Origin of the sequence: Streptomyces sp. RLB3-17, from assembly GCF_007113425.2 — a bacterium.
GTDB classification, from domain to species: Bacteria; Actinomycetota; Actinomycetes; order Streptomycetales; family Streptomycetaceae; genus Streptomyces; species Streptomyces mirabilis_D.
Window position 1 is genome coordinate 6,148,775 of the sequence record NZ_CP041610.2, and the last position, 24,585, is coordinate 6,173,359.

Below are 24,585 nucleotides of genomic sequence, written 5' to 3' on the forward strand. Positions count from 1 at the left end.
CCCGGTCGGTCACCCGGTTTCCCCCGGTCGGTACCCGGGTTTCCCCGGTCCGGACCGTACGAGAAAGGGCTCGGCGCCTCCACGGTGCCGGGCCCTTCCGTATGCTCCGAAGTATGGCTGCGCCTCTGCAGAAGACATCGGGCGAGGGAGCGGGACCGGGTCCCGAAGTGCGGATCTCCAGTCCCACCGGCAAGTGGATCCTGCTGACCACCGTCCTCGGCTCCAGCATGGCCATGCTGGACTCGACGGTCGTCAACGTCGCGCTGCCCACGATCGGCCGTGACCTGGGCACGGGCCTCGCGGCACTCCAGTGGACCGTGAACGCGTACATGCTGACCCTCGCGGGCCTGATCCTGCTCGGCGGTTCGCTCGGCGACCGCTTCGGACGGCGCAAGATCTTCGTCCTCGGTGTGGTGTGGTTCGCCTCCGCCTCGCTGCTGTGCGGCCTCGCGCCGACCGGGGGCGTACTGATCGCGGCCCGCGCCCTGCAGGGCATCGGCGGAGCCCTGCTCACCCCCGGTTCGCTCGCGATCATCCAGGCGTCCTTCCACCCGGACGACCGGGCCAGGGCTGTCGGCCTGTGGTCGGGCTTCGGCGGCGTCGGCGCGGCGGTCGGCCCGTTCCTGGGCGGCTGGCTGGTGGACGGTCCCGGCTGGCGCTGGGTCTTCCTGATCAACGTTCCGGTGGCGCTGGTCTGCGCCCCCATCGCCGTGCGCCACGTCCCGGAGTCGTCCGACGGCCGTGCGCACGGCCGGGGCTTCGACGTCCTCGGCGCCGTACTCGGCGCCCTGGCGCTCGCCCTGGTGACGTACGCCCTGATCGAGGCCACGAGCGGTTCCGTACTGGTCTGGGTGTCGGCGGTCGGGGGCGTGGCGGCCGGTGTGGCCTTCGTGTACGTCGAGCGGCGCCGACCCGACCCGATGATGCCGCCGGACATCTTCTCGTCGCGGCAGTTCACGGCCGTCAACCTCGTCACGGTGTGCGTGTACGCGGCCTTCGGCGGCTTCTTCTTCCTGACCGCGCTCCAGCTCCAGGTCGTGGCGGGCTACTCGGCCCTGGGCGCCGGTACAGCACTGCTGCCCACGACCGTCCTGATGCTGCTCTTCTCCGCCCGCTCCGGCGAGCTCGCCCAGCGCATCGGCCCGCGCATCCCCCTCACCGTCGGCCCGCTGCTGTGTGCGACGGGCATGCTGCTCATGCTGCGGGTGGGCCCGCACGCCTCGTACCTCGGAGATGTGCTTCCGGCGCTGGTGGTGATGGGCGCGGGCATGGTGGCCCTGGTCGCGCCCCTGACCGCGACCGTCCTCGCCTCCGTGGACGCCGGGCGGGCGGGCCTGGCCAGCGGGATCAACAACGCGGCGGCCCGCGCGGCCGGACTGATCGCGGTGGCCGCGCTGCCCCTGCTGGCCGGGATGGGCCCGGAGGCGTACCGCTCGGCGGACGCCTTCAACGCCGCCTTCCGGCGTGCGATGCCCCTGTGCGCCGGGGTGCTGGTCGTCGGGGCGGTGCTGGCCTTCACGACCGTGCGCCGCCCGGCCCCCGACTGCCGGCGCCCCCAGTGCCGTACGCACGGCTGTGTGACGGCCCCGCCACTGGAGCCTTCGCGCCCCCGCCCGCCCCAGCCCCAGTGAAGCGGCAGGCGGGGCCGCCCGTCGTGGCTCCGGGGCGGCTGCTCGGGCACCGGGTACCCCGTACGGCACAACCCCCGGAGAGTGCCGCAGACTGGAACGTATGACGATTCACGAGAACCTCCTCGGGGGCCCGCCCCCGACTCACCTCCCCGACGACCCGGAGCCGCGCGAGCTCCTCGCGAACGGCACGGCGCCCGCGGATGTCGCCGCCAAGTACCCCACCTCCTCGCTCGCCTGGGCCCAGCTGGCCGACGACGCGTTCGAGCGAGGCAGCGTCGTCGAGTCGTACGCCTACGCCCGTACGGGCTACCACCGCGGCCTGGACTCCCTGCGCCGGGGCGGCTGGAAGGGCCACGGCCCGGTGCCCTGGGAGCACGAGCCGAACCGCGGCTTCCTGCGCGCCCTGCACGCCCTCGCCCGCGCCGCGCAGGCGATCGGCGAGCAGGAGGAGTACGAGCGCTGCAGCCAGTTCCTGAAGGACTCCTCGCCGACGGCGGCGCAGACCCTGGGCTGAGTCCTCCCCGGGGACGGCCGAGCCCTCCCAGGGTGTACCCGCCGTGTGGGCGTCCGGGTGTACTCGCAGGTCGTACGGGTCCGCCTGGTCGATGTGACCGGGCGGACCTTGCGGTTTCGGGTGACGATTGTGGAGGATGCCCGGTGGGGACCGGGGCCCCCGTGTCGAAAACGGCAGGGGCGGACCGCTACCCGGAGTACGCATCAGGAGACAGCGATGTCGTCCCAGCAGGCTCAGCCCGCCGAGGCTCAGGAGCCCGAGACCCCGCATCTCGACTTCCAAGGAACGACCCCGTACGAGGACTACGTCCAGGCGGACGTTCTGACCCACCTCCAGCACACCCTCTCCGACGACCCCGGAGAGATGGTCTTCCTGGTCACCACCCAGGTCATGGAGCTGTGGTTCACGGTCATCGTCCACGAGTGGGAGACCGCGGCGAACGCGCTCCGCGAGGACCGGGTGCCGGTCGCGGTGGCCGCGCTGAAGCGGTCCGTACGGGAGCTGGAGGCGCTGAACGCCTCCTGGCGGCCCCTCGCCCAACTCACCCCCGCCCAGTTCAACTCGTACCGCTCGGCCCTCGGCGAGGGCTCCGGCTTCCAGTCCGCGATGTACCGCCGGATGGAGTTCCTGCTCGGCGAGAAGTCCGCGTCCATGCTGGTGCCGCACCGGGGCGCGCCGCGCGTGCACGCGGAACTGGAGAAGGCACTGCACGAACCGAGCCTCTACGACGAGGTCCTGAGGCTGCTCGCGCGCCGCGGCCACGCGGTCCCCAAGTCCGTGCTGGTCCGGGACGTGTCCCGGCGCTACGAGTCCTCGCCGGAGGTGGAGGCGGTGTGGACGGCCCTGTACGCGGGCGACGAGCACGACGAACTCGCCCGCCTCGGTGAGGCGTTGACGGACGTCGCCGAACTGGTGTGGCGATGGCGCAACGACCATCTCGTCGCGACGCGCCGCGCGATGGGCGCGAAGACCGGCACGGGCGGCTCCGCCGGGGTGGCCTGGCTGGAGAAGCGGGCGCAGAAGAACGTGTTCCCCGAGCTGTGGACGGCGAGGTCCCATGTCTGAGCGGTCTGAACTGCGATCCGAACTGCGGTCCGAACTGCGGTCCGAACTGGGTGTCAGGGCCGCCGAGCTGGACGCCTCCGACGAACTCGCCAAACTGCGCGCGCAGTTCGTCCTGGACGACGTGGTGTACCTCGACGGGAACTCGCTCGGCGCGCTCCCGGCGTCGGTCCCCGGCCGGGTCGACGACGTCGTACGCCGCCAGTGGGGCGAAATGCGCATCCGCTCCTGGGAGGAGAGCGGCTGGTGGACGGCGCCGGAACGGATCGGCGACCGCATCGCGCCGCTGGTCGGAGCGGCTCCCGGCCAGATCGTGGTGGGCGACTCCACGAGCGTGAACGTCTTCAAGGCCCTGGTGGGAGCGGTCCGCCTGGCCGCCCTGACCTCCGACGGGCGTGACGAGATCATCGTCGACGCGACGACGTTCCCGACGGACGGCTACATCGCGGCGTCCGCGGCCCGCCTGACAGGCTGCGAACTGCGCCCCCTGGATCCGGCGGAAGTCCCCTCCGCGCTGGGCCCCCGCACAGCGGCGGTCCTCCTGAACCACGTCGACTACCGCACCGGCCGTCTGCACGACCTGCCGGCCCTCACGTCCGCGATCCACGACGCGGGCGCCCTGGCGGTCTGGGACCTGTGCCACAGTGCCGGGGCACTGCCGGTGGACCTCGACGCGCATGGGGTCGACCTGGCCGTCGGCTGCACCTACAAGTACCTGAACGGAGGCCCGGGCTCCCCGGCGTACCTCTACGTCCGCGCCGACCTCCAGCCCCGTTTCGACTCCCCGCTCCCCGGCTGGAACTCCCACGCCGATCCCTTCGGCATGAGCCCCGCCTACGAACCGGCCCCGGGCGCCCTGCGGGGCCGCGTCGGCACCCCGGACATCCTGTCCATGCTGGCCCTGGAGGCCGCGCTGGAGGTGTGGGAGGGCGTCTCGATCGACTCCGTCCGCACCAAGTCCCTCGCCCTGACCGACTTCTTCCTGGAATGCGTCGAGGCGTACGTCCCCCGGGGTCGCGTCGAGTCCCTGACCCCCTCCCACCACGCCGAACGCGGCAGCCAGGTCGCCCTGCGCTGCGCGGACGCGGGCGAGGTGATGAAGCGCCTGATCGAACGGGGCGTCGTGGGCGACTTCCGCCACCCCGACGTCCTCCGCTTCGGCTTCACCCCCCTCTACGTGGGCTTCGGTGACGCGGAACGGGCGGCGCGGGTGCTGGGGCAAACGGTGACCTGACGGCGAGCGAGGGGGCGGCCGGGGCGATCAACCCCCGGCCGTCCCCCACGCCGGTTCACTCCCCAACGACGTACACCCCCGCCACCGCCGCAGCAAACGCCCCCTCCGCCGCCCGCTCGGCCGCCCCCTCGTCCGGCACCACCCCAACAGTCAGCAGCGAGTAATACAGCGGCGCCGACACCGCCCGTACGACCATCGCCGCATCGGTCCCCACGGGCAACTCCCCCCGAGCCACCCCCTCCTCGACACACGGCACCCACTCACTCACCCGCACGTCATAGAACCGCCGCAACGCCTCCGCCGTACGCACATCGCACGTCGCCGCGGCGATCACGGCCCGAAACAACGCCCCCTGCCGAGGATCAGCCAGTGTCCGCCGCACCAACGCGGCGTTGGCCCGCAGATCACCGAGTACGGACCCGGTCTCCGCACGCGGCGACGACTGCTCCGCCATGTCACTCAGCAGATCGGCGACGAGCCCCGTGACCGACCCCCACCGCCGGTACACCGTCGTCTTCCCGACCTCCGCCCGCCGCGCCACGTCGGCGAGATCGAGATGCGCGAACCCCTCCTCGGCGAGTACGTCCCCCGCGGCACGCAACACGGCCGCACGAACCCGGGCGGTACGCCCACCAGGACGTACGGTGCCGGGTACACCAGGACCTACGGTGCCGGGTTCACCAGAACCCGTGGTGCCAGGCTCGCCACGACCCACGGTGCCGGACTCGGCGGACATGACGGACTCCTCAGCAACGCCGTTCGAGTAACCCCACCAGCGTAACGAAACACCAGATCCGTTTACCCCTCACCGAGCGTGACATCCGGGTGTAGACGCACGTCACGGGCCTGATACCGTCCCCGCCAACGGCCGAATTCACTCCTGGTCCGCCAAATCCGTTTCACCGCTGAGAGGTTGGAGCATGCCGGACGACGCCGCAGCACGGGACGCCGCCGAGGAGGCCTCGGCCTTCTCCCACCCGCCGGTCGACCCCGACGTCACCGCCACGTACGGCGACCATCCCGACCAGGTGATCGACTTCTACACCCCGCGCGAACCCGACCCCGAGGTCCCCGCCCCACTGGTGATCGTCCTGCACGGCGGCGCCTGGCGCGCCCCGTACGACCGTCGCCACATCACCCCGTTCGCGGACTTCCTGGCCCGCCGGGGCTTCGCCGTGGCCAACGTGGAGTACCGCCGGGGCGCCACGATCCCCGCGCAGGGCGGCGAAGGCCCGGTCGCGGGCCGCTGGCCGGACACCTTCGACGACATCGCGGCCGCACTCGACGCGCTGCCGGCGCTCGCCCGTGAGCACCTGCCGAAGGCGGACCTCCGCCGCACGGTGATCACCGGCCACTCGGCCGGCGGACACCTCGCCCTGTGGGCCGCCGCGCGTCACGTCCTGCCCGCCGACGCTCCTTGGCGCACCGACCGCCCCGCCCCGCTGCGCGGTGTCGTGGCCCTCGCTCCGATCGCGGACTTCACGGTCGCCGAGAAACTGAACGTCTGTTCCGGCGCCTCCCGCCAACTCCTCGGTGGCGGGGCCAGGTTCGCGGAGCGACAGCCGTACGCCGACCCGGCGTTCCTGCTCCCCACCGGCATCGCCACGACCCTCGTGCAGGGCCGCACCGACGTCATCGTCCCGGAGGCGGTCGCCGAGTCGTACGCGGAGGCGGCGGCGAGGGCGGGCGAGGTGGTCGGTCTGACGCTCCTGGAGGACGTGGGCCACTTCCCGCTGATCGACCCGGCGGCGGACGCGTGCGCGGTGGTGGCCGAGGAGATCGCCCAACTGGCTTGGTAGCGCTCCCCGGTCATACCCGTAGTACCTGAGAGCTACCTCCAAGATGAGCTCCCTGGCGGGACGCGAGCGACACGTCACGATCCGTAACTTCCCATCCAGAGGCGCCCGATGAGCGGGCGGACCGGATGGGAAGGACGCCATGGAGCTCCGGGGGAAGCCGACCGCGGCGGGAAGGGCGCAAGCCACCCGAACACCACCATCCGATCCGGCTCTTGAGCGGCCCGGTCCACCTCAGCCATCCGAGCCGGCCGAGCCGGTCCCGTTGGCCCCGTTGGCACACTCGGTTCAACCGGGAGAGCTCCTACCCCCCACCCTTCGCGTCCGATTCCTCCGGCGCCTGAGCCGCACCCTGCTCGCCGCCCTGGTCACGGCCGCCGTGGTCGTCCCCGTCTCCGCCGCGGCCCGCCCCCGGATCCCCGCCCCGACCCCCGCCGCCCTCGCCCCGCCGACGACCGCGACGCTGGACAAGGCATACACGGCGAACCGGGCGAACGCCGCGGAGGCGTCCCGCATGGCCGCCGCCCACGGCGACCGCACCCGTGCCGCCGCGGACCGCGCCATGGCCGCCCCCTCACGCCACTTCCTCACCTTCGACGGCCGCGGCCAGGGCCTGGCCGTCGAGGTCCTCGGCGACCTCGCCCACGCCGACCGCGTCGCGGTCCTGGTCCCGGGTTCCGACACGACCTTGGAGACCTACGGCCGCTTCCGAGCAGGAGCGGCAGCCCTCCAAGCCCGCCTCAACAGCCTCGGCCATCGCCACGGAACCCACGGGACCCACGGATCCACCTCACGTCCGCACACGGCGGTCATCGCCTGGCTCGGCTACGAGACACCGGGCACGGTCAGCACCACGGTCCTGACGACCGGCCGCGCCGAGGACGCGGCCCCGCCGCTGACGCGGTTCATACGCGAACTGCGGGGCGTCGTCGGCGAGAAGGCGCACGTCTCCCTGCTGTGCCACTCGTACGGAACGGTCGTCTGCGGCCGCGCGGCACGCGGGCTGGACGTGGACGACATCGCCCTCATCGGCAGCCCTGGCACCGGCGCGGACTCCGTGTCGGCACTGCGCACCTCCGCCCGGATCTGGGCGGCCCGAGGCGCCGACGACTGGATCGTGAACGTGCCGCACGTCCACGCCGATCTCTTCGGCACCACCGTCGGCTTCGGCGCCGACCCGGTGTCCCCGGCCTTCGGCGCCCATGTCTTCGCGGCGGGCGCCGGCGGCCACAGCGACTACTTCAAACCGGGCACCGTGTCCTTGGACAACCTCGCCCGGATCGTCCTCGGAGACACCTCGGAGGTATCCCGTGCGTGAGTCGACGGTTCATGAAGAGGCAGCCACCCGCCGAACGACCCCACCGACCCCACTGACCCCACCGACCGCATCGACCGCACCGAAGCCACGCACACCCCCCTCCACCCCCATACGCCCCACCCCCACCCGCATGTCCGCCGCCCTGCGCACCGCCACCCACGCCATAGGAGACGGCGCCCGCCGTGTCGACGCCGCCACCCCCGCGGAGCGGGACCGCGCGGTCGACGCCCTGCGCGCCTTCGCGATCCTCGGTGTGGTCCTGGGCCACTGGCTGGTGACGGCCCTGGTCGCGGACGGCGGCGCGCTGCACACGGCGAGCCCGTTGCAGCACATGCCGTGGCTGGCCCCCATCTCCTGGGTCTTCCAGACGCTCGCGGTGTTCTTCCTGGTCGGCGGCCATGTGGCGACGAAGAGCTACGCGTCGGCGCGGGCGCGTGGCACGACGTACGGACAGTGGCTGCGCGCCCGTCTCACGCGGCTCTTCAAACCCGTGGCCGCGGTACTGACCCTCTGGACGGTGGCCACCGTCGGCCTGCTCGCGTCGGGCACGGGAGTCGACACGGTCCACACCCTCGTCAAACTCGCCCTGTCCCCGCTGTGGTTCCTCCTGGTCTTCGCGGGACTGACGGCCGCGACGCCCCTGCTCACCCGGCTCAACCCGCTGTGGCCGCTGGCCGTCGTTCTCCACGTGGACCTGATGCGCTTCGGACTGGGCGGCCCGTCCTGGCTCGGCTGGGTGAACGTGGCTGCGGGCTGGATGGTCCCGTACACGCTGGGCGCGGCCTGGACGCGCGGTGAGTTGGACCGGCGGCGTGCGGGCTGGGTGCTGCTCCTGTGCGGCGCGGCGGCGACCGTGGTGCTGGTGACGTGGGCCGGCTACCCGGCGTCGATGGTCGGCGTGCCGGGTGCGGCGGTCTCGAACCTGAACCCGCCGACGCTGGCCGCCGTCACCTTCGGCGTGGCCCAGTGCGGCCTCGCCCTTCTGCTGCGCGAGCCGTTGCGCCGGTGGTTGCGGCGGCCCCTGGCGTGGGCCGCGGTGGCCCTGGTCAATCTGTCGGCGATGACGATATTCCTCTGGCACCAGACGTCCATGATGGCGGTCACCGCCGTGGGCCTGCTGCTGGGGAGGCTGCCCGGTCTGCACACGGTTCCCGACGGCTTGGGCTGGGTGGCTGCCCGCCTCGCCTGGCTTCCGGTCTTCGCCTTCGCGCTCGGCGTCTGCTGGGTCGCCTTTCGCTCCTACGAGCAGGGTCCGCGCCGCCGGTCCGGTCGTCCCTCCCGGGTCGTCCGCGTCCACCGTCGTGGTGGTCCGGCGGGGTCGCGAACGGCCCGCCGTGCCTAGGGTGATCACGTGACCAGCGCCGAGCCGAGGCCCCCGGACAGCGAGCCGATCCGCGCCCTCCTGCGCGAGGTCCTCACCGACCTCGCGTCACCGTCGGTGGCCCCGCTGCCCCCGCTGTCCCGGCCCCGTTGGCTGCGCCGACTGCCGCACGTGGTGCTGTACCTGATCGCGCTCGGGCTCGCACTCGCGGGCGTGGCCGAGCTCAACGACACCTATCGACTCGGGTTCCCGCTGGGTGAGGTGACCGGGGCCGCGCAGGGCGTCGCGATCGCCCTCGCCCTGCGGCGGCCCGTGCCGGCGTGGTGGCTGTCGCTGGGTGCCACGCTCCTGGCCGCCGCCGGGGCCAGGGCGCACATGATGGCGGACATCCCGGCGTCGCGCCCCGACTGGCCGTGGAGTACGCCCGCGCTGATCGCACAGGCCTTGGTGCTCTTCCTGCTGGCGCTGCGGCTGCCCGCACGGGTGGCCATCGGCGCGCTGTCCGTGACCGCCCTGCTGACGTACGTCATGCAGGGCGTGGTCGGCGGACAGCTGTACCACTCGACGGGGTTCCTGGCGGTCGTGGTCTTCGCCGCGGTGGTCCTCCTCGGAATCGCCCAGCGCGGCCGCCGCGAGGCCCGCACCCAGCTCGTCGAACAGGCCTCGCAGACCGAGGAGGAGCGCGCCCGCCGCACCCTCCTCGAGGAGCGCAGCCGGATCGCGCGCGAGCTGCACGACGTCGTCGCCCACCACATGTCGGTGATCTCCATCCAGGCCCAGGTCGCCCCGCACCTGGTCGAGAACCCCTCCGAGGAACTGAAGGAGAACCTGGAGGGCATCCGGCAGAACGCCCTGGAGGCGCTCACCGAGCTGCGCCGCGTGCTCGGCGTGCTGCGCTCCGAGAACCCCGAGGACCCGTACGGCCTCGGTGCAGGCACCGGTACCGCCCCCAACTCCCCGCAGCCCACGCTCGACCGCCTCGACGCCCTCGTCGAGAACACCCGCGCCGCCGGTCTCCAGGTCACCACGGAGATCACCGGCGAGCAGCTCCCACTGCCGCCCGGCGTGGAGCTGTCGGCGTACCGGATCATCCAGGAGGCGCTGAGCAACGCGCTGCGGCACGCGCCCGGTTCGGCGGTCCGTGTCGAGCTGTGGCACTTCCCGCGGGGGCTTCAGGTGCGGGTGATCAACTCCAGACCGGAGCGTCCCGCCCCGCCGTCCCCGGGCGCGGGGCACGGGTTGCTCGGTATGCGGGAGCGCGCCGCGATGCTGGGCGGCACCCTCGTGACCTCCGAGACCGCGCACGGCGGATTCGTGGTGGCGGCCTTCCTGCCGCGCGACGGCGCGGTCACGGGCGACGCCCCTTCCACCGACCTTTCCCCTCCCCCTTTCACCGACGTCGATCGTTCGGGCCGCACAGGAGACGAGAGCCGATGACGAGCAGCACCATCCGCGTACTGATCGCCGATGACCAGCAGATGGTCCGCCAGGGTTTCACCGTGCTGCTGAACACCCAGCCCGACATCGAGGTGGTCGGCCAGGCGGTCGACGGCCTGGACGCGATCTCCAAGGTCGCCGAACTCGCCCCGGACGTCGTGCTGATGGACATCCGTATGCCCGAGCTCGGTGGCATCGACGCGACCAGACGCATCACCGGCGAGACCCCGCACATCAAGGTGCTGGTGCTCACCACCTTCGACCTCGACGAGTACGTGTACGAGGCGCTGCGGGCCGGCGCCTCCGGGTTCCTGCTCAAGGACGCGTCCGCCGACCAGTTGGCCGAGGCGGTACGGGTGGTGGCGGCGGGCGACGCGCTGCTCGCCCCCGGGATCACCCGCCGTCTCATCGCCGAGTTCTCCCGCCTGGACTCCACACCCCGCGCCCCGCTCAAGCAGCGCGTGGGGGAGCTGACCGAGCGGGAGACGGAGGTGCTGGCCCTCATCGCGCAGGGCCTGTCGAACGCGGAGATCGCCGAGCGCCTGGTCGTCGCCGAGCAGACCGTGAAGACCCATGTGGGCCGCATCCTGGTGAAGCTGGGCCTGCGCGACCGCACCCAGGCCGCGGTCTTCGCCTACGAGTCTGGCCTGGTGCGTCCGTCCGGCTACTGAGCCCGCCACCCCGCTCCCTCCCGGGGGATACCCGTAGTACTTGAGACGGATCCCGCAGGACCCTTCTCACTGGTGACGACCGCGACCCGGCAGGCGGCCTACCGTTTTGAACGTGACCGAGACGACCCAGACGCAGATGAAGCCGCCGGGCGGGGCCAAGCCCCGCAGCCCGGAGTTCCGGCTGGCCGCGGACGCCCTGCGCGGGCTGCGGCAGGACCTGTTCCACGACGCCTTCGCCTACCGCCCGCTGCCGCGGATGCGGGTGGACGGTCCGCTCGCCCGGCGCCTCCCCGAGCGCGTCAGGGAGTACGCGGCCTGGACTCCGCACGCTGTGATCACGGCGTGTGGACTGCTCGCGATGGCCGTCGCGAGCACCGCGAACCAAGGCGGCCCCGGTATCGAGAGTCTGGTGCCCGGCTTCCTGGCGTTGCTCCCGGTCCTGCTGACGCTCGTCCGGCCGGTCGGAGCCTTCTGGTTCTCCCTGGCGGCGACACCGTTCGCGGCCGTGTTCAGCGGCAGCTGGGGCGAGTGGCCGTGGCCGCCGGGTGCCTTCCTCACCCACCTGGTGGTGCTGACGGTCGTGGCGCTGCGGACGCGGCCGCGCACCGCCGCCTGGATGTGGGTGCTGACCGCGTGGTACGGATTCATGTCCGAGTCCCTCTTCGGCGCCGGGCACATGGGGAGCAACGCGGCTCCGCTGCTGTTCCTCTCCGCCCTGGCCCTCCTGGTCGTCACCGTCCTGCACGTACGCCGCACGGCCGAGCAGGAGGTGACGGCCCACCAGTCGGAGACGGCGCAGGAGCGCTCCAGGCGCACCCTCCTGGAGGAGCGCACCACGATCGCCCGCGAGCTGCACGACGTGGTCGCCCACCACATGTCGGTGGTCGCCATCCAGGCGGAGGCCGCGCCCTACCGGGTGGAGAACCCACCGCCCGAGCTGGAGCAGGCCTTCGTCACGATCCGCGAGAACGCGGTGGCGGCGCTCACCGAGCTGCGCCGTGTCCTCGGTGTCGTACGGGCCGCGGACTACGAGGCTCCGGACGCCCCGCAGCCCACCCTCGCCGACCTCGGCGCGCTCCTCGCCAATGTGCGGGAGGCGGGTCTGAGCGTGGAGAAGACGGTCACGGGCGCGGTGCGCGAACTCCCGCAGGGCGTGGAGCTGTCGGCGTACCGCATCGTCCAGGAGGCGCTGAGCAACACCCTGCGGCACGCGCCGGGCGCGACGGCCCGCGTCGAGATCGGCTACGTTCTCGGCGGGCTCGGCCTGCGCATAGTCAACGGCCCCGCGCAGACCACCACCCTGGTGAAGTCCACCCACGGCGCGGGGCACGGCATCACCGGGATGCGCGAGCGGGTCACGATGCTGGACGGCGAGATGACGACGGGCGAGACGGACGACGGGGGCTACGAGGTGACGGTCTTCCTGCCGGTGCCGCTGCGGGCGGCGGAGGAATCCGGATGACGAACGGCACCATCCGCGTCCTGATAGCCGACGACCAGGTGATGGTCCGCGAGGGCTTCTCGGTGCTGCTCGGCGCGATGCCGGACATCGAGGTGGTCGGCGAGGCGGTCAACGGCCGGGACGCGGTCGAGCGGGTCCGTGAGCTCGGGCCGGACGTCGTGCTGATGGACATCCGCATGCCGGAGATGAACGGCATCGAGGCGACCCGGGAGATCGTCGCGGCGGACAGCGCCGCGAAGGTGCTGGTGCTGACCACCTTCGACCTCGACGAGTACGTGTACCAGGCGCTGCGCGCGGGAGCCTCGGGCTTTCTGCTCAAGGACGCCTCGGCGCGTCAACTCGCCGACGGGGTGCGGGTGGTGGCGGCCGGGGAGGCGTTGCTCGCCCCGTCCGTGACCAAGCGGCTGATCACCGAGTTCTCCAAGCTCTCGGACGCTCCGAGACTCTCGGCCACGGCCCAGGCGGCCTACGGCGAGCTGACCGAGCGGGAGACGGAGGTGCTGGTCCTGATCGCCCAGGGTCTGTCGAACGCGGAGATCGCCTCGCGGCTGTTCGTCGCCGAGTCCACGATCAAGACCCATGTGAGCCGGATCCTGGTGAAGCTGGGCCTGCGGGACCGCACGCAGGCGGCGGTGTTCGCGTACGAGGCGCGGCTGATCACACCCAGGTGACCCGGGTGGCCCAGGTGGCCTCTGACCGGGGGAGCGCGGCGGCCGGGCCGATGGCGGGGTACGGGGGTCCCCGCCGACGGCTCGGCCGCCGAGACACCCCTGTTCAGCGGGGCCGAGTCGGGCTAGCGTCCGCCCATGGCAGCCTCGCACACCCCGCAGTCCTCGCAGTCCTCGCAGCCTCCGCAGTCTCCGCGGACACCGTCGGCCTTCGATCCCTGGAACCCGGAGTTCGTGGCGAACCCGTACCCCGCGTACGCGGAGCTGCGCGAGCGTGGCCGGGTGCACTACTACGAGCCGACCGACCAGTGGCTGGTCCCGCACCACGCGGACGTGTCGGCGCTGCTGCGGGAGCGGCGGCTGGGCCGGACCTACCAGCACCGTTACACGCACGAGGATTTCGGGCGGACGGCACCTCCGCCCGAGCACGAGCCGTTCCACGTCCTCAACGACCACGGAATGCTGGACCTGGAGCCGCCGGACCACACGCGGATCCGACGGCTGGTCTCCAAGGCGTTCACGCCGCGCACGGTCGAGCAGCTCAGGCCGTACGTGGACCGGCTGGCGAACGAGCTGGTCGCCGGCCTGGTGGCGGCCGGCGGCGGTGATCTGCTCACCGATGTCGCCGAGCCGCTCCCGGTGGCCGTGATCGCCGAGATGCTGGGCATCCCGGAGTCGGACCGGGCGCCGCTCAGGCCGTGGTCGGCGGACATCTGCGGGATGTACGAGCTGAACCCTTCCGAGGAGACGGCGGAGAAGGCGGTCCGGGCGTCGGTGGAGTTCACCGAGTACCTCCGGGAACTGATCGCCGCGCGCCGCAAGGAGCCGGGCGACGACCTGATCTCGGGGCTCATCGCCGCGCACGACGAGGGCGACCGCCTGACCGAACAGGAGATGATCTCCACCTGTGTCCTGCTGCTGAACGCGGGGCACGAGGCGACGGTGAACGCGACGGTGAACGGGTGGTGGGCGCTGTTCCGCAACCCCGACCAGTTGGCGGCCCTGCGTGGCGACCGTTCGCTGATCCCCACGGCGGTGGAGGAGCTGATGCGCTACGACACCCCGCTCCAGCTCTTCGAGCGGTGGGTTCTGGAGGACATCGAGATCGACGGCACGACCGTTCCCCGGGGTGCGGAGATCGCGCTGCTCTTCGGTTCCGCCAACCACGACCCGAAGGTCTTCGCGTCCCCGGAGAGTCTGGATCTCTCCCGCTCCGACAACCCCCACATCTCCTTCAGCGCCGGTATCCACTACTGCATCGGCGCCCCGCTGGCCCGCCTCGAACTGGCGGCGTCCTTGGGCGCTCTGCTGGAGAAGGCGCCGACGCTCGCCCTTGCCGCGGAGCCGGAGCGCAAGCCGAACTTCGTGATCCGCGGGCTCGAGGGGCTCAGCGTCGTGCTCTGACCCGTCGGCCGAGGGGGCGGAGTCCGAGGGCCCAGAGTCCCAGCGCGGCGGCCGTCCCGCCGAGGACCGTCAGGGGCAGCTCGGCATAGAGCACGCTCCAGTCGGGGCCCTGCTCGAACCGCTGGAACCGGTCGCGGCTGTTGACGGCCCAGACCGCCAGCCCCGCCCCCGCGCCGACGGCAGCGATCAGACATCCGCCCGCGGCCTGCATCCGTTGCCCCATGACCCTCATGGACGTGGTGCGGGGACCCGGGGTTCCCGGGTCCCCGCACCAGGCACGCGCGCCCGCCCTCAGGTGCTCATGTCCCGTCGCCGCAACGCCGCCAGCCCCGTGGCGGTCAGGGCCAGCGCGATCGCCGTCAGGATCAGTACCGGTGTCCATGTCATCTCCCCGCCCGGCAGCTTGGGGAGGTGACCGAAGGGGGAGAGGTCCATGGCGGCCTGGGGGACGTTCAGGGCGGGGCCGATCCAGCCCAGCAGGAGGGCGACCCCGGCCGCGCCCCAGGCGCCGGGGGCCAGCCGGGGCGAGACCCCGTAGAGAAGGACCGCAAGTCCGCCCAGTGTCCAGACCGCCGCGACCTGGACGAGGCAGGCGCCGAGCACGGGCCCGAGCTCAAGGCCGTACCCGAGTCCGAGGCCGAGCCCGCCCAGCGTCATGATGAGCGCCGCGCCGCCGAAGGCGACGACCAGATGGCCGCCGGCCCACCGCAGCCGCCCCACCGCGTTCGCCAGCACCGGTTCCGCCCGCTGCGAGGTCTCCTCACCGTGCAACCGCAGCACCGAAGAGACGACGTACAGCGCGGCCACCATCCCGAGCATGCCGACCATCGCCGCGAGGAACGCGTCCGTGATCCCGGACTGACCGCCCATCCGCTCGATGATCTGCCGGGTCTTGGCGTTGCTCCCGACGAGATCGGCGGCCCCCTTCGTGATCCCGCCGAAGGCGGCCCCCGCGGCGAGGAACCCGAGGCTCCACCCCAGCACGGCCCCCCGCTGCAGTCGCCAGGCCAGCGCCCCGGCCGACCCGAGCCGCCCCCGTGCGGGCCCCGGCCGGGTCGGCAGGAAGCTCATCCCGACGTCGCGCCGCCCGGCGAGTTCGTAGGCGACCGCGCCCTGGATCACCATGGCCGCGACGAACAGCGCCGGCACCCACCACCGCTCATGCGCGAAGGGGCGTTCGTTCTCCAGCCACCCCAGCGGCGACACCCAGGTCAGCACGGAGGAACCGTCGCTCGTCGACGAGTCGCCCGCCGCCCGCAGCACGAACGCCGCGCCGAGCAGCCCGCCCGTCAGCCCCTTGGCGAGCCGCGCGCTCTCGGTGAGCTGGGCGACGATCGCCGCCATGGTGGCGAAGACCATGCCGACGCCCCCGACGCCGAGCCCGAGGGCCAACGCCCCGGCACCGCCCTGCCCTGCCAGCCCGCCCGCGATGAGCAGCGCGAGCACGCCATTGGCGACGAGGGCGGCCAGCAGCGCCGCCGTCAGCGGGGCCCGGCGCCCCACCATCGCCGACGAGAGGAGTTCCTGGCGCCCGCTCTCCTCCTCCTCGCGGGTGTGCCGTACGACTACGAGCAGGCTCATGATCCCGGCGAACAGACCGGCGTAGCCGCCGATGCGCCAGGCGGTGAGTCCGCCGAGCGAGTCGTCGAACACCGGCCCGTACGTGGCGCGCAGGGAACTGTTGGTGAGCATCTGGCGGGCGAGGTCGGCGCGTTCGGCGGCGGTGCCGTAGACGGACTTCAGGGAGTTCGGCATGGACAGCACCAGCAGGCCGATCACGCCGACCCACAGCGGCATCATCAGCCGGTCGCGGCGGAGGAAGAACCTCAACAGTGTGCCGGTCCCCGCGAGTTGGCGGGAACTCCGGGCTCGTACCCCACCCCGTACGGCAGCGGTCGCGGTGGTCGCGGTGGTCATCGCGCCATCGTCCCTTCGCCGTTCACCCGGACGTCGTCCTGGACGTCGTCCTGGTAGTGCCGAAGGAACAGTTCCTCCAGGGTCGGCGGCGTCGAGGTCAGCGACCGTACGCCCGAGTCGGTGAGCGAGCGCAGTACGGCGTCCAGCTTGTCGGTCTCGACCTGGAGCCTGACCCGGTGGCCCTGGATGTCCAGGTCGTGCACGCCGGGCAGGTGCGCCAGCCCGTTGGGCGGTCCCGCGAGTTCGGCGGTGACGCTGGTACGGGTCAGATGGCGCAGGTCGGCGAGGGTGCCGCTCTCGACGGTGCGGCCCTTGCGGATGATGCTGACGCGGTCGCACAGCTCCTCCACCTCGCTGAGGATGTGCGAGGAGAGCAGGACGGTCCGGCCGCGGTCGCGTTCCTCCTCGACGCACCGCTGGAAGACCTCCTCCATCAGCGGGTCGAGACCCGACGTGGGCTCGTCGAGGATCAGCAGGTCGACGTCCGAGGCGAAGGCGGCGACGAGGGCGACCTTCTGCCGGTTGCCCTTGGAGTAGGTGCGTCCCTTCTTGGTGGGGTCGAGTTCGAAGCGCTCGATCAGTTCCGCCCGGCGCGCCCGGTCGAGCCCCCCGCGCAGCCGCCCGTACAGGTCGATGACCTCGCCGCCGGAGAGGTTGCGCCACAGGGTGACGTCACCGGGAACGTAGGCGACCCGGCGGTGCAGCTCCACCGCGTCCGCCCAGGGGTCCCGGCCGAGCACCTGCGCCGCGCCCGCGTCGCCGCGCAGCAGGCCCAGCAGGACCCGGATCGTGGTGGACTTCCCGGAGCCGTTCGGACCGAGGAAACCGTGCACCTCGCCGGCCTCGACGTCCAGGTCGAGACCGTCCAGCGCGTGTGTCCCGCCGAACGACTTGTGCAGCCCGGAGACGGTGATCGCCTTCGTCGTGGCCTTCGTCATTCCCTTGGCCCTGCCCTTCGTCATGCTCCAGAACGTACGCTTCTTTCAGAAATTTGTGAAGTTAACGAATTGTATAAACGCTCGGATATAATCGAGGGATGGCAGAGCCGGAGGCGCTGGGAGCGGCAGGAGCGGTGGGTCGGGACGCGGAGGCGGTCTCGCGGTTCGTCGAGCACTTCGCGGCGCAACTCGTGGAGGCCGGGATGCCCCGGATGCCGTCCCGGGTCTTCGGGGCGCTGCTCGCCTCGGACACCGGCGCTCTGACCTCGGTCGAACTGGGCGAGCAACTGCGGATCAGCCCCGCGGCGGTCTCCGGTGCGGTGCGCTATCTGGCGCAGGTGCACATGGTGTCGCGCGAGCGGGAACCCGGTTCGCGCCGGGAGCGGTACCGCGTGCACAGCGACCAGTGGTACGAGGCGCTCACCAATCGTGAGGCGATCATCAAGCGCTGGGAGGACGCGCTGCGCGAAGGCGTCGTCAGCCTGGGCGCGGACACCCCGGCGGGCGCTCGGCTCGCGGAGACCCTTGCCTTCTTCGAGTTCATGGAGGGCGAGCTGGAGTCGATGATGGACCGCTGGCGGGTCCACCGGGAGCAGCACTTCGGCGAGGGCTGAGAGCCCTCGCCGAAGAAATGTCTCCTACCGCTCCTTGGTCCTACCGCTCCTTGGTCTCCTCCAGGACCGTCCGCCCGAGCAGGGCGTACCGCTGCGGTGCGCGGCGCTTGAGGTACGTCGCGTACGCCACGCCGCCCGCCGCGATCAGGGCGACGATCCAGGGGGTCGCCTTCAGCACGAGGGAGCCGGACTCCGTGCCGGCCGCGGCGCCCATGTTGGACACCAGCAGGACGACCACGCCGAGCATCGCGAGGCCGCCGATGAGCGGGGCGGTGAAGGTCTTGAACCAGTGCCTGCTCTCGGGGTGGTTCTTGCGGAAGTACGCCAGCACCGCGAAGGAGCAGACCGCCTGCACCACCAGGATGGCCATCGTGCCGAGGATGGCGAGCAGGACGTACGTGCCGGTGTACGGGTCCTTGCCGGCCAGCCAGAACGCGGCGATGAGGACGGCGCTGACGACCGTCTGGACGAGGCCCGCGATGTGCGGGGAGCCGTGCTGGGGGTGGGTGCGGCCGATCGTGCGCTGGAGCGAGGGGAGGACGCCCTCGCGGCCCAGTGCGTACATGTATCGGGCGGCGCAGTTGTGGAAGGCCATGCCGCAGGCCAGTGAGCCGGTGATCATCAGCCACTGCATGACGTCGACGGCCCAGTGGCCGACGTAGTGCTCGGTGGGGTTGAAGAACAGGGCGAGCGGGTTCGAGGAGGAGGCGGCCGTGACGGCCTCGCTCTCGCCGTTGCCGATGATGGCCATCCAGGAGACGAAGACGTAGAAGACGCCGACGCCCAGGACGGAGATCATCGTCGCCTTGGGGATGATCTTCTTCGGGTCGCGGGACTCCTCGCCGTACATCGCCGTGGACTCGAAGCCGACCCACGACCAGAACGCGAAGAAGAGGCCGAGGCCCGCCGAGGTCCCCTTGAAGGCGTTGACCGGATTGACCGGGCCGAAGGTGAAGCCGTGCGGACCGCCGCCGTGCAGGGCGACGGAGACGGCCATGGCGGCCAGGATCGTCACCTCGGTGGCCAGCAGTACGACGAGCAGCTTCTCGGCGACGGACACCCCGAACCACGTGCCCGTCGCGTTGACGGCGAGCATCAGGACCGCGAACGCCCACCAGGGCACGTCAAGTCCCGTCTGGTCCTTGAGGGTTCCGGTGGCGAAGGTCGAGAAGATGCCGATCAGGGCCGGCTCGAAGACGACGTACGCGAAGGTCGCGAGGAGTCCCGAGGCGAGTCCCGCGGTGCGGCCGAGGCCGTAGGAAATGAAGCCGTAGAAGGCGCCGGTGGAGGTGATGTGCTTCGCCATCGAGGTGAAGCCGACCGCAAAGATGGCCAGGACGACCATTGCGACGAGGTAGCTCGCCGGGGCGCCGATGCCGTTGCCGGCGGAGACCATGAAGGGCACGTTGCCCGTCATGGCGGTGATCGGGGCGGCGGTGGCGACGGCCATGAAGACCACGCCCAGCAGTCCGATCGCGTTCGGCTTGAGCCGGTGAACTGCGCCTCCGGGGGCCTCCGGGGTGCCCGCCGCCTCAGGGACCACGCCCTCTTGCACTGCCATCGAGTGGCCCCTTCCCATGGTCGCTCGCCGTCCGCACCCTGGGCGCGGCGGAGTGGATTACGAACCGGAATGCTGCACGAGAAATGAGTCCTGTCACGGGTCGGGACGTTAAATGTGCGTCAACCAGACCTTTAGGAGTCCGGGTGGAGCGAACGTCCTTGTTAACTCTGCGCCGGATCGTGGACCGCGCCCGGCGCCCCTCCGTACGGTCCCTGGCATGAGCACCTACTCCGCCACCCTCGGCGGCCGGACGCACACCTTCGCCGGTCTCGCGGGGCTGCTCGCCGCCGCGAGCCCCGAGCGTTCCGGCGACCGCCTCGCCGGGCTCGCCGCCGACTCCGCGCAGGCGCGCGTCGCCGCGCGGTGGGCGCTGGCCGAGGTCCCGCTCGCGCGGTTCCTCGCCGAGCCGGTGATCCCGTACGAGACCGACGACGTGACCCGCCTCATCATGGACAGCCACGACACGGCGGCCTTCGCCCCCGTCTCGGGCCTCACGGTGGGGGAGTTGCGCGAATGGCTGCTGTCGGACGCGGCGGACGCGGCGACACTCGCCGCACTCGCCCCCGGGCTGACCCCCGAGATGGCCGCCGCGGTGTCGAAACTGATGGGCAACGCGGACCTGGTGGCGGTCGCCCGCAAGGTCCAGGTCGTCACCGCCTTCCGCTCCACGATCGGCCTCCCGGGCCGCCTGGCCACCCGCCTCCAGCCCAACCACCCCACCGACGACCCCGCGGGCGTGGCGGCGGCCCTGCTGGACGGACTGCTCCTCGGCTCCGGCGACGCGGTGATCGGCATCAACCCGGCCACGGACAGCCCCCGGGCGGTACGGGACCTGCTGGACCTCCTGGACGGAGTGATCGACCGCTACTCCATCCCCACCCAGTCCTGCGTCCTGTGCCACGTGACCACCAGCATCGACCTGATGGAACGCGGCGCCCCGGTGGACCTGGTCTTCCAGTCCATCGCCGGTACGCAGGCCGCGAACGCCTCGTTCGGGGTCACGCTGGGGCTCCTGGACGAGGCCTACGAGGCGGCGCGCTCACTGGCCCGGGGCACGGTCGGCTCCAACGCCCTGTACTTCGAGACGGGGCAGGGCAGCGCGCTCTCCGCCGACGCGCACCACGGGGTGGACCAGCAGACGGTGGAGGCACGGGCGTACGCGGTCGCCCGCCGCTACGACCCGCTGCTCGTGAACACGGTGGTCGGCTTCATCGGCCCGGAGTACCTCTACGACGGCCGCCAGATCCTCCGCGCGGCCCTGGAGGACCACTTCTGCGGCAAACTGCTCGGCCTGCCCATGGGCCTCGACATCTGCTACACCAACCACGCCGACGCCGATGACGACGACATCGCCACGATGCTCACCATGCTCGGTGTCGCCGGCGCCTCCTTCGTGATCTGCACCCCCGGAGGCGACGACATCATGCTCAACTACCAGTCGGCCTCGTACCACGACGCGTTGTACCTGCGCGAGGTGCTCGGACTGCGCCCGGCACCGGAGTTCGAGACGTGGCTGGGGCGAATCGGTCTGCTGGACGAAGGTGGCGGGATACGGGACGTGGCGGGTACGGGCCATCCGCTGACGGCGATCGGGCGGGGGCTGGCGGCATGACGGAACGTCAAGTGATGGCACCCGATTCGGACGCCGTCCTCTGGAACTCCCTGCGCCGGCACACCCAGGCCCGGATCGGGCTCGGGCGGGCCGGCTCGGCGTTGCCCACGCGGCACCGGCTCGAACTGCAGGCCGCGCACGCCGCCGCGCGGGACGCGGTGCACTCGCCGTTCGACCCGGACGTGGTGGCGTCCGCGCTGGCGGGTGCGGCGACGATACGGGTGCGCAGCGCCGCCCCCGACCGGCTCACCTATCTCCAGCGCCCCGACCTCGGACGCAGGCTCCACGACGTGGACCGGGCGCACCTGCCCCGCGACGGCTGGGACGTGGTGTTCGTCGTGGCCGACGGGCTGTCCAGCCGGGCGGTGCACGAGCACGCGGCGGCCGTCGTACACGCGACGACACAGCGGCTGCCCTCCGACTGGCGTGTCGCTCCCGTCGTACTCGCCGAGCAGGCGCGGGTGGCTCTCGGCGACGACATCGCGCACGCGTTGGGGGCCGGGATGGCCGTGGTCCTCATCGGGGAGCGGCCCGGGATGTCCGCCGCGGACTCGCTCGGCGCGTATCTCACGTACGACCCGCGCCCGGGTCGCACCACCGACGCCGACCGCAACTGCCTCTCCAACATCCGTCCACCCCTTGGCCTGTCCCACACCGACGCGGCGACCAAGCTGGCGACACTGATGCGCAGAGCACGCGACCTCGGCCGCACCGGCGTATCCCTGAAGGACGAGTCCACCCCCGCGTTGCCTTAGCGAAGATGCGGGGCGAAGCCCCGCTTCAGGGGCGCGGGGAACTGCGCGACCAGCCCTCACCGCCCCGCAGCCGACAACTCACCCCGGGGTCGAAGGGGCGGAGCCCCGGGGATGATGGGGGTCCCGCCTGCTCGAGCGAAGCCGAGAGCTCGGGGGAGGGTAGGGGCGGCGGGGGCGAGAAAACCCCCCGGGGGCTCAGCTCGGCAGCGTGAGCCCCCACCCCCCTTCCCGAACCGTCCACGTCCGCGTCCGCACAGGCCCGGACACCACGGAATCCGCCCGATACCGAAAGTCCGCCCCGGACACCGTCACCCGCCGCCCCACCACCCGCAACGGCGAAGCCTCCGCCCCCACGGAAACCGGCCGAACCTCCACCTCCGCACCCCCGGCGACGCCGGGCGTCACGGACACCGCCTCGACCGGCTGATCCAGATCGACCAGGGTGACCCCGTCGACCTCGACCCGCAGCCGCGAAGGCCCGGGCCCCGGCACGGACGCCACGCGCGCGGGCCGCGCCGCGAGCGTACGGACCAGTGACTGACAGGTCCGCAGCCACGCATGCCCCCCAAGCCCGGAAGCACCACCCCCGAAACTCCCGAAACCCGCGGAGCCACCGGAGCCCCCAGAACCTTCGGCATCCCCGAAACCGCCGACACCGCCGAGACCCCCCACCTCGACCTCCTCGGCACCCCTCATCCCCCCGCCCGCCCCCACCGGAGGAATCCGCAACGCCCCCAACACCACCCCGTCACTCTCGTCGACCAGCAGATCGAGCCGCCGCTCGACCCCGTCGAGCACGGCCCGGGCCGCCGCGACGGCCCCGACGGGCACGCCGAGTGCCCGCGCCAGTGACAGCACACCCCCCACCGGCACCAACGACACCCCACATCCGGCCAGCTCCCGCTTTCGGTGCAAAAGGGACACAGCACGCAAGAGGGCACGGTCGTCGCCCACCACGACCGGGCGCCGGGAACCTCTCCGGGCCAGCGCCCGGGCAAATTCCTCGGGCCCTTCCGGGAGGCATACTTTCGTCGTCGCACCCGCGCTGAGCACGTCTTTTGCGATCCGTACAGACTCGCCGTCCGTCCAACGGGCGACCGGGTCGATGACCACAAGGAGCTGGTCGGAAGCCGCCACCTCGGTCATGCCTCGCTTCCTCGGGTAGCATCTTTGTGCAAGAGCCCCTTGCGCTATTGCGCCAGGGGCTTCGTCTATTCCGGGGCATCCGGTCCGACGGTCGCGGCCAAAGGAGGTCGCCGGCGTACGCAGCCGTATCGAAAACCAGCCGCGTACGTCCCCGACCTTGGACATGCCCCGCCCGGAAGGGGTGTACGCCTGTGCCCGCACTTGTGCTGCTCGGTGCTCAGTGGGGTGACGAAGGCAAGGGAAAGGCCACCGACCTGCTCGGTGGATCCGTGGACTATGTGGTGCGCTACCAGGGCGGCAACAACGCCGGCCACACGGTAGTCGTGGGCGATCAGAAGTACGCCCTCCACCTCCTCCCTTCCGGAATCCTCACGCCGGAGTGCACTCCGGTGATCGGAAACGGAGTCGTCGTCGACCCGTCGGTCCTGTTCTCCGAGCTGAACGGACTGAACGAGCGCGGTGTCGACACCTCCAAGCTTCTGATCAGCGGAAACGCTCACATCATCACGCCGTACAACGTCACTGTCGACAAGGTGACGGAACGCTTCCTCGGGAAGCGGAAGATCGGCACGACCGGGCGTGGCATCGGGCCCACCTACGCGGACAAGATCAACCGCGTCGGCATCCGTATCCAGGACCTCTACGACGAGTCGATCCTGACCCAGAAGGTCGAGGCGGCCCTCGAGGTCAAGAACCAGCTGCTGACCAAGCTCTACAACCGCCGTGCCATCGAGGCCGGGCAGGTCGTCGAGGAGCTGCTGGGCTACGCGGACCGGCTCAAGCCGTACGTCGCGGACACGGTCCTGATCCTGAACCAGGCGCTGGAGCAGGACAAGGTCGTGCTCTTCGAGGGCGGCCAGGGCACGCTCCTCGACATCGACCACGGCACGTATCCCTTCGTGACGTCGTCGAACCCGACGGCCGGCGGTGCCTGCACCGGTTCGGGCGTCGGCCCGACGAAGATCAGCCGGGTCATCGGCATCCTCAAGGCGTACACGACCCGTGTCGGCTCGGGCCCGTTCCCGACCGAGCTCCTCGACGAGGACGGCGAGGCGCTGCGCCGCATCGGTGGCGAGCGCGGTGTCACCACCGGCCGTGACCGCCGCTGCGGCTGGTTCGACGCGGTCATCGCCCGCTACGCGACCCGTGTGAACGGCCTGACCGACTTCTTCCTCACCAAGCTGGACGTCCTGACCGGCTGGGAGGAGATCCCGGTCTGCGTGGCGTACGAGATCGACGGCAAGCGCGTCGAGGAACTCCCGTACTCCCAGACCGACTTCCACCACGCGAAGCCGATCTACGAGAACCTCCCGGGCTGGTCCGAGGACATCACCAAGGCGAAGTCCTTCTCCGACCTGCCGAAGAACGCCCAGGCGTACGTCAAGGCGCTGGAGGACATGTCCGGCGCCCAGATCTCCGCGATCGGCGTCGGCCCGGGCCGCGACGAGACGATCGAGATCAACTCGTTCATCTGATCCGTTCAGACCGTTCAGACCGTTCAGACCGATCGGATCGTTCGGATGC

General features: G+C 71.6%; 22 protein-coding genes. 16 read left to right on the forward strand and 6 right to left on the reverse strand.

Annotated elements, in window-relative coordinates; translation table 11 throughout:
• Positions 1-113: 113 nt before the first annotated feature.
• The 4 genes from FNV62_RS27900 (at position 114) to kynU (ending at position 4,441) form a co-directional block, all read left to right on the forward strand.
• Positions 114-1,631, forward strand: coding sequence for an MFS transporter (locus tag FNV62_RS27900; protein WP_143627469.1), 1,518 nt, complete (start codon positions 114-116; stop codon positions 1,629-1,631).
• 100 nt (positions 1,632-1,731) lie between these two features.
• Positions 1,732-2,145: a DUF3151 domain-containing protein gene (locus tag FNV62_RS27905; protein WP_054231350.1), complete on the forward strand. Its 414-nt coding sequence runs from the start codon at positions 1,732-1,734 to the stop codon at positions 2,143-2,145.
• Between the two features lie 216 nt (positions 2,146-2,361).
• A complete protein-coding gene (locus FNV62_RS27910; RefSeq protein WP_054231351.1) occupies positions 2,362-3,210 on the forward strand; it encodes a tryptophan 2,3-dioxygenase family protein in 849 nt (282 codons plus the stop codon).
• Positions 3,203-4,441 (forward strand): kynureninase, encoded by a 1,239-nt coding sequence (gene kynU, locus FNV62_RS27915; protein ID WP_144315686.1) that lies wholly within the window; start codon positions 3,203-3,205, stop codon positions 4,439-4,441. The genes FNV62_RS27910 and kynU overlap by 8 nt, the downstream gene beginning before the upstream one ends.
• A gap of 55 nt (positions 4,442-4,496) precedes the next feature.
• On the opposite strand, the gene FNV62_RS27920 is transcribed toward kynU, so the two are convergent.
• On the reverse strand, positions 4,497-5,177 hold the full coding sequence (locus FNV62_RS27920) for a TetR/AcrR family transcriptional regulator (RefSeq protein WP_079090315.1): 681 nt from the start codon (positions 5,175-5,177) through the stop codon (positions 4,497-4,499).
• Positions 5,178-5,361: 184 nt separating this feature from the next.
• On the opposite strand from FNV62_RS27920, the gene FNV62_RS27925 reads away from it, so the two are divergent.
• The 8 genes from FNV62_RS27925 to FNV62_RS27960 all read left to right on the forward strand — a co-directional run bounded on the left by FNV62_RS27925 (position 5,362) and on the right by FNV62_RS27960 (position 14,518).
• Positions 5,362-6,240, forward strand: coding sequence for an alpha/beta hydrolase (locus FNV62_RS27925; protein ID WP_054231354.1), 879 nt, complete (start codon positions 5,362-5,364; stop codon positions 6,238-6,240).
• Positions 6,241-6,511: 271 nt separating this feature from the next.
• On the forward strand, positions 6,512-7,555 hold the full coding sequence (locus FNV62_RS27930) for an alpha/beta hydrolase (RefSeq protein WP_375336769.1): 1,044 nt from the start codon (positions 6,512-6,514) through the stop codon (positions 7,553-7,555).
• Positions 7,556-7,685: 130 nt separating this feature from the next.
• The gene (locus tag FNV62_RS27935) at positions 7,686-8,897 is read left to right on the forward strand and encodes an acyltransferase family protein (protein WP_143627471.1); all 1,212 of its coding nucleotides are present in this window, start codon (positions 7,686-7,688) and stop codon (positions 8,895-8,897) included.
• Positions 8,898-8,906: 9 nt separating this feature from the next.
• Positions 8,907-10,313 (forward strand): sensor histidine kinase, encoded by a 1,407-nt coding sequence (locus FNV62_RS27940; protein ID WP_373559501.1) that lies wholly within the window; start codon positions 8,907-8,909, stop codon positions 10,311-10,313.
• Positions 10,310-10,984, forward strand: a complete 675-nt coding sequence (locus FNV62_RS27945; RefSeq protein ID WP_143602428.1) for a response regulator — start codon at positions 10,310-10,312, stop codon at positions 10,982-10,984. The genes FNV62_RS27940 and FNV62_RS27945 overlap by 4 nt, the downstream gene beginning before the upstream one ends.
• Before the next feature lie 112 nt (positions 10,985-11,096).
• Positions 11,097-12,446, forward strand: coding sequence for a sensor histidine kinase (locus tag FNV62_RS27950; RefSeq protein WP_179858232.1), 1,350 nt, complete (start codon positions 11,097-11,099; stop codon positions 12,444-12,446).
• Entirely contained in the window at positions 12,443-13,117 is a 675-nt protein-coding gene (locus tag FNV62_RS27955) for a response regulator (protein ID WP_054231357.1), read from the forward strand. Before FNV62_RS27950 ends, FNV62_RS27955 begins: the two co-directional genes overlap by 4 nt.
• A gap of 135 nt (positions 13,118-13,252) precedes the next feature.
• The gene (locus tag FNV62_RS27960) at positions 13,253-14,518 is read left to right on the forward strand and encodes a cytochrome P450 (protein WP_143627473.1); all 1,266 of its coding nucleotides are present in this window, start codon (positions 13,253-13,255) and stop codon (positions 14,516-14,518) included.
• Here FNV62_RS27960 and FNV62_RS27965 read toward each other — a convergent pair.
• The 3 genes from FNV62_RS27965 to FNV62_RS27975 form a co-directional block, all read right to left on the reverse strand.
• Positions 14,502-14,741 carry a hypothetical protein gene (locus FNV62_RS27965; RefSeq protein ID WP_143627474.1) on the reverse strand — a complete coding sequence of 80 codons (240 nt, stop codon included), beginning with the start codon at positions 14,739-14,741 and terminating at the stop codon, positions 14,502-14,504. The genes FNV62_RS27960 and FNV62_RS27965 overlap by 17 nt on opposite strands.
• A 68-nt stretch (positions 14,742-14,809) precedes the next feature.
• Positions 14,810-16,435, reverse strand: coding sequence for an ABC transporter permease (locus FNV62_RS27970; RefSeq protein WP_144315687.1), 1,626 nt, complete (start codon positions 16,433-16,435; stop codon positions 14,810-14,812).
• A complete protein-coding gene (locus FNV62_RS27975) occupies positions 16,432-17,397 on the reverse strand; it encodes an ABC transporter ATP-binding protein (protein WP_275902436.1) in 966 nt (321 codons plus the stop codon). Before FNV62_RS27975 ends, FNV62_RS27970 begins: the two co-directional genes overlap by 4 nt.
• Positions 17,398-17,471: 74 nt before the next feature.
• Between FNV62_RS27975 and FNV62_RS27980 the strand changes: the two genes are divergently transcribed.
• On the forward strand, positions 17,472-17,987 hold the full coding sequence (locus FNV62_RS27980) for a GbsR/MarR family transcriptional regulator (RefSeq protein ID WP_054231361.1): 516 nt from the start codon (positions 17,472-17,474) through the stop codon (positions 17,985-17,987).
• Between the two features lie 40 nt (positions 17,988-18,027).
• Here FNV62_RS27980 and FNV62_RS27985 read toward each other — a convergent pair whose 3' ends face one another.
• Entirely contained in the window at positions 18,028-19,548 is a 1,521-nt protein-coding gene (locus tag FNV62_RS27985; protein WP_143602432.1) for an APC family permease, read from the reverse strand.
• A gap of 217 nt (positions 19,549-19,765) precedes the next feature.
• Between FNV62_RS27985 and FNV62_RS27990 the strand changes: the two genes are divergently transcribed.
• Together FNV62_RS27990 and eutC are read left to right on the forward strand one after the other, a co-directional pair.
• Positions 19,766-21,160 carry an ethanolamine ammonia-lyase subunit EutB gene (locus tag FNV62_RS27990; RefSeq protein ID WP_143627478.1) on the forward strand — a complete coding sequence of 465 codons (1,395 nt, stop codon included), beginning with the start codon at positions 19,766-19,768 and terminating at the stop codon, positions 21,158-21,160.
• A 14-nt stretch (positions 21,161-21,174) separates the two neighbouring features.
• On the forward strand, positions 21,175-21,915 hold the full coding sequence (gene eutC, locus FNV62_RS27995; RefSeq protein ID WP_225900400.1) for an ethanolamine ammonia-lyase subunit EutC: 741 nt from the start codon (positions 21,175-21,177) through the stop codon (positions 21,913-21,915).
• 195 nt (positions 21,916-22,110) lie between these two features.
• On the opposite strand, the gene FNV62_RS28000 is transcribed toward eutC, so the two are convergent.
• Positions 22,111-23,061 carry a diacylglycerol kinase gene (locus tag FNV62_RS28000; protein WP_205523163.1) on the reverse strand — a complete coding sequence of 317 codons (951 nt, stop codon included), beginning with the start codon at positions 23,059-23,061 and terminating at the stop codon, positions 22,111-22,113.
• A gap of 191 nt (positions 23,062-23,252) precedes the next feature.
• Here FNV62_RS28000 and FNV62_RS28005 point away from each other — a divergent pair, with 191 nt between their 5' ends.
• A complete protein-coding gene (locus FNV62_RS28005) occupies positions 23,253-24,536 on the forward strand; it encodes an adenylosuccinate synthase (RefSeq protein ID WP_054231366.1) in 1,284 nt (427 codons plus the stop codon).
• The last annotated feature ends 49 nt before the right edge of the window (positions 24,537-24,585 follow it).

What these genes read in the sequence shown, in the direction of transcription:
- FNV62_RS27900 (WP_143627469.1), top strand. Translation starts at nt 114, where the DNA reads ATGGCTGCGCCTCTGCAGAAGACATCGGGCGAGGGAGCGGGACCGGGT.
- FNV62_RS27905 (WP_054231350.1), top strand. Translation starts at nt 1,732, where the DNA reads ATGACGATTCACGAGAACCTCCTCGGGGGCCCGCCCCCGACTCACCTC.
- FNV62_RS27910 (WP_054231351.1), top strand. Translation starts at nt 2,362, where the DNA reads ATGTCGTCCCAGCAGGCTCAGCCCGCCGAGGCTCAGGAGCCCGAGACC.
- kynU (WP_144315686.1), top strand. Translation starts at nt 3,203, where the DNA reads ATGTCTGAGCGGTCTGAACTGCGATCCGAACTGCGGTCCGAACTGCGG.
- FNV62_RS27920 (WP_079090315.1), bottom strand. Translation starts at nt 5,177, where the DNA reads ATGTCCGCCGAGTCCGGCACCGTGGGTCGTGGCGAGCCTGGCACCACG.
- FNV62_RS27925 (WP_054231354.1), top strand. Translation starts at nt 5,362, where the DNA reads ATGCCGGACGACGCCGCAGCACGGGACGCCGCCGAGGAGGCCTCGGCC.
- FNV62_RS27935 (WP_143627471.1), top strand. Translation starts at nt 7,686, where the DNA reads ATGTCCGCCGCCCTGCGCACCGCCACCCACGCCATAGGAGACGGCGCC.
- FNV62_RS27945 (WP_143602428.1), top strand. Translation starts at nt 10,310, where the DNA reads ATGACGAGCAGCACCATCCGCGTACTGATCGCCGATGACCAGCAGATG.
- FNV62_RS27955 (WP_054231357.1), top strand. Translation starts at nt 12,443, where the DNA reads ATGACGAACGGCACCATCCGCGTCCTGATAGCCGACGACCAGGTGATG.
- FNV62_RS27960 (WP_143627473.1), top strand. Translation starts at nt 13,253, where the DNA reads ATGGCAGCCTCGCACACCCCGCAGTCCTCGCAGTCCTCGCAGCCTCCG.
- FNV62_RS27965 (WP_143627474.1), bottom strand. Translation starts at nt 14,741, where the DNA reads ATGGGGCAACGGATGCAGGCCGCGGGCGGATGTCTGATCGCTGCCGTC.
- FNV62_RS27970 (WP_144315687.1), bottom strand. Translation starts at nt 16,435, where the DNA reads ATGACCACCGCGACCACCGCGACCGCTGCCGTACGGGGTGGGGTACGA.
- FNV62_RS27975 (WP_275902436.1), bottom strand. Translation starts at nt 17,397, where the DNA reads ATGACGAAGGGCAGGGCCAAGGGAATGACGAAGGCCACGACGAAGGCG.
- FNV62_RS27980 (WP_054231361.1), top strand. Translation starts at nt 17,472, where the DNA reads ATGGCAGAGCCGGAGGCGCTGGGAGCGGCAGGAGCGGTGGGTCGGGAC.
- FNV62_RS27985 (WP_143602432.1), bottom strand. Translation starts at nt 19,548, where the DNA reads ATGGCAGTGCAAGAGGGCGTGGTCCCTGAGGCGGCGGGCACCCCGGAG.
- FNV62_RS27990 (WP_143627478.1), top strand. Translation starts at nt 19,766, where the DNA reads ATGAGCACCTACTCCGCCACCCTCGGCGGCCGGACGCACACCTTCGCC.
- eutC (WP_225900400.1), top strand. Translation starts at nt 21,175, where the DNA reads ATGGCACCCGATTCGGACGCCGTCCTCTGGAACTCCCTGCGCCGGCAC.
- FNV62_RS28000 (WP_205523163.1), bottom strand. Translation starts at nt 23,061, where the DNA reads ATGACCGAGGTGGCGGCTTCCGACCAGCTCCTTGTGGTCATCGACCCG.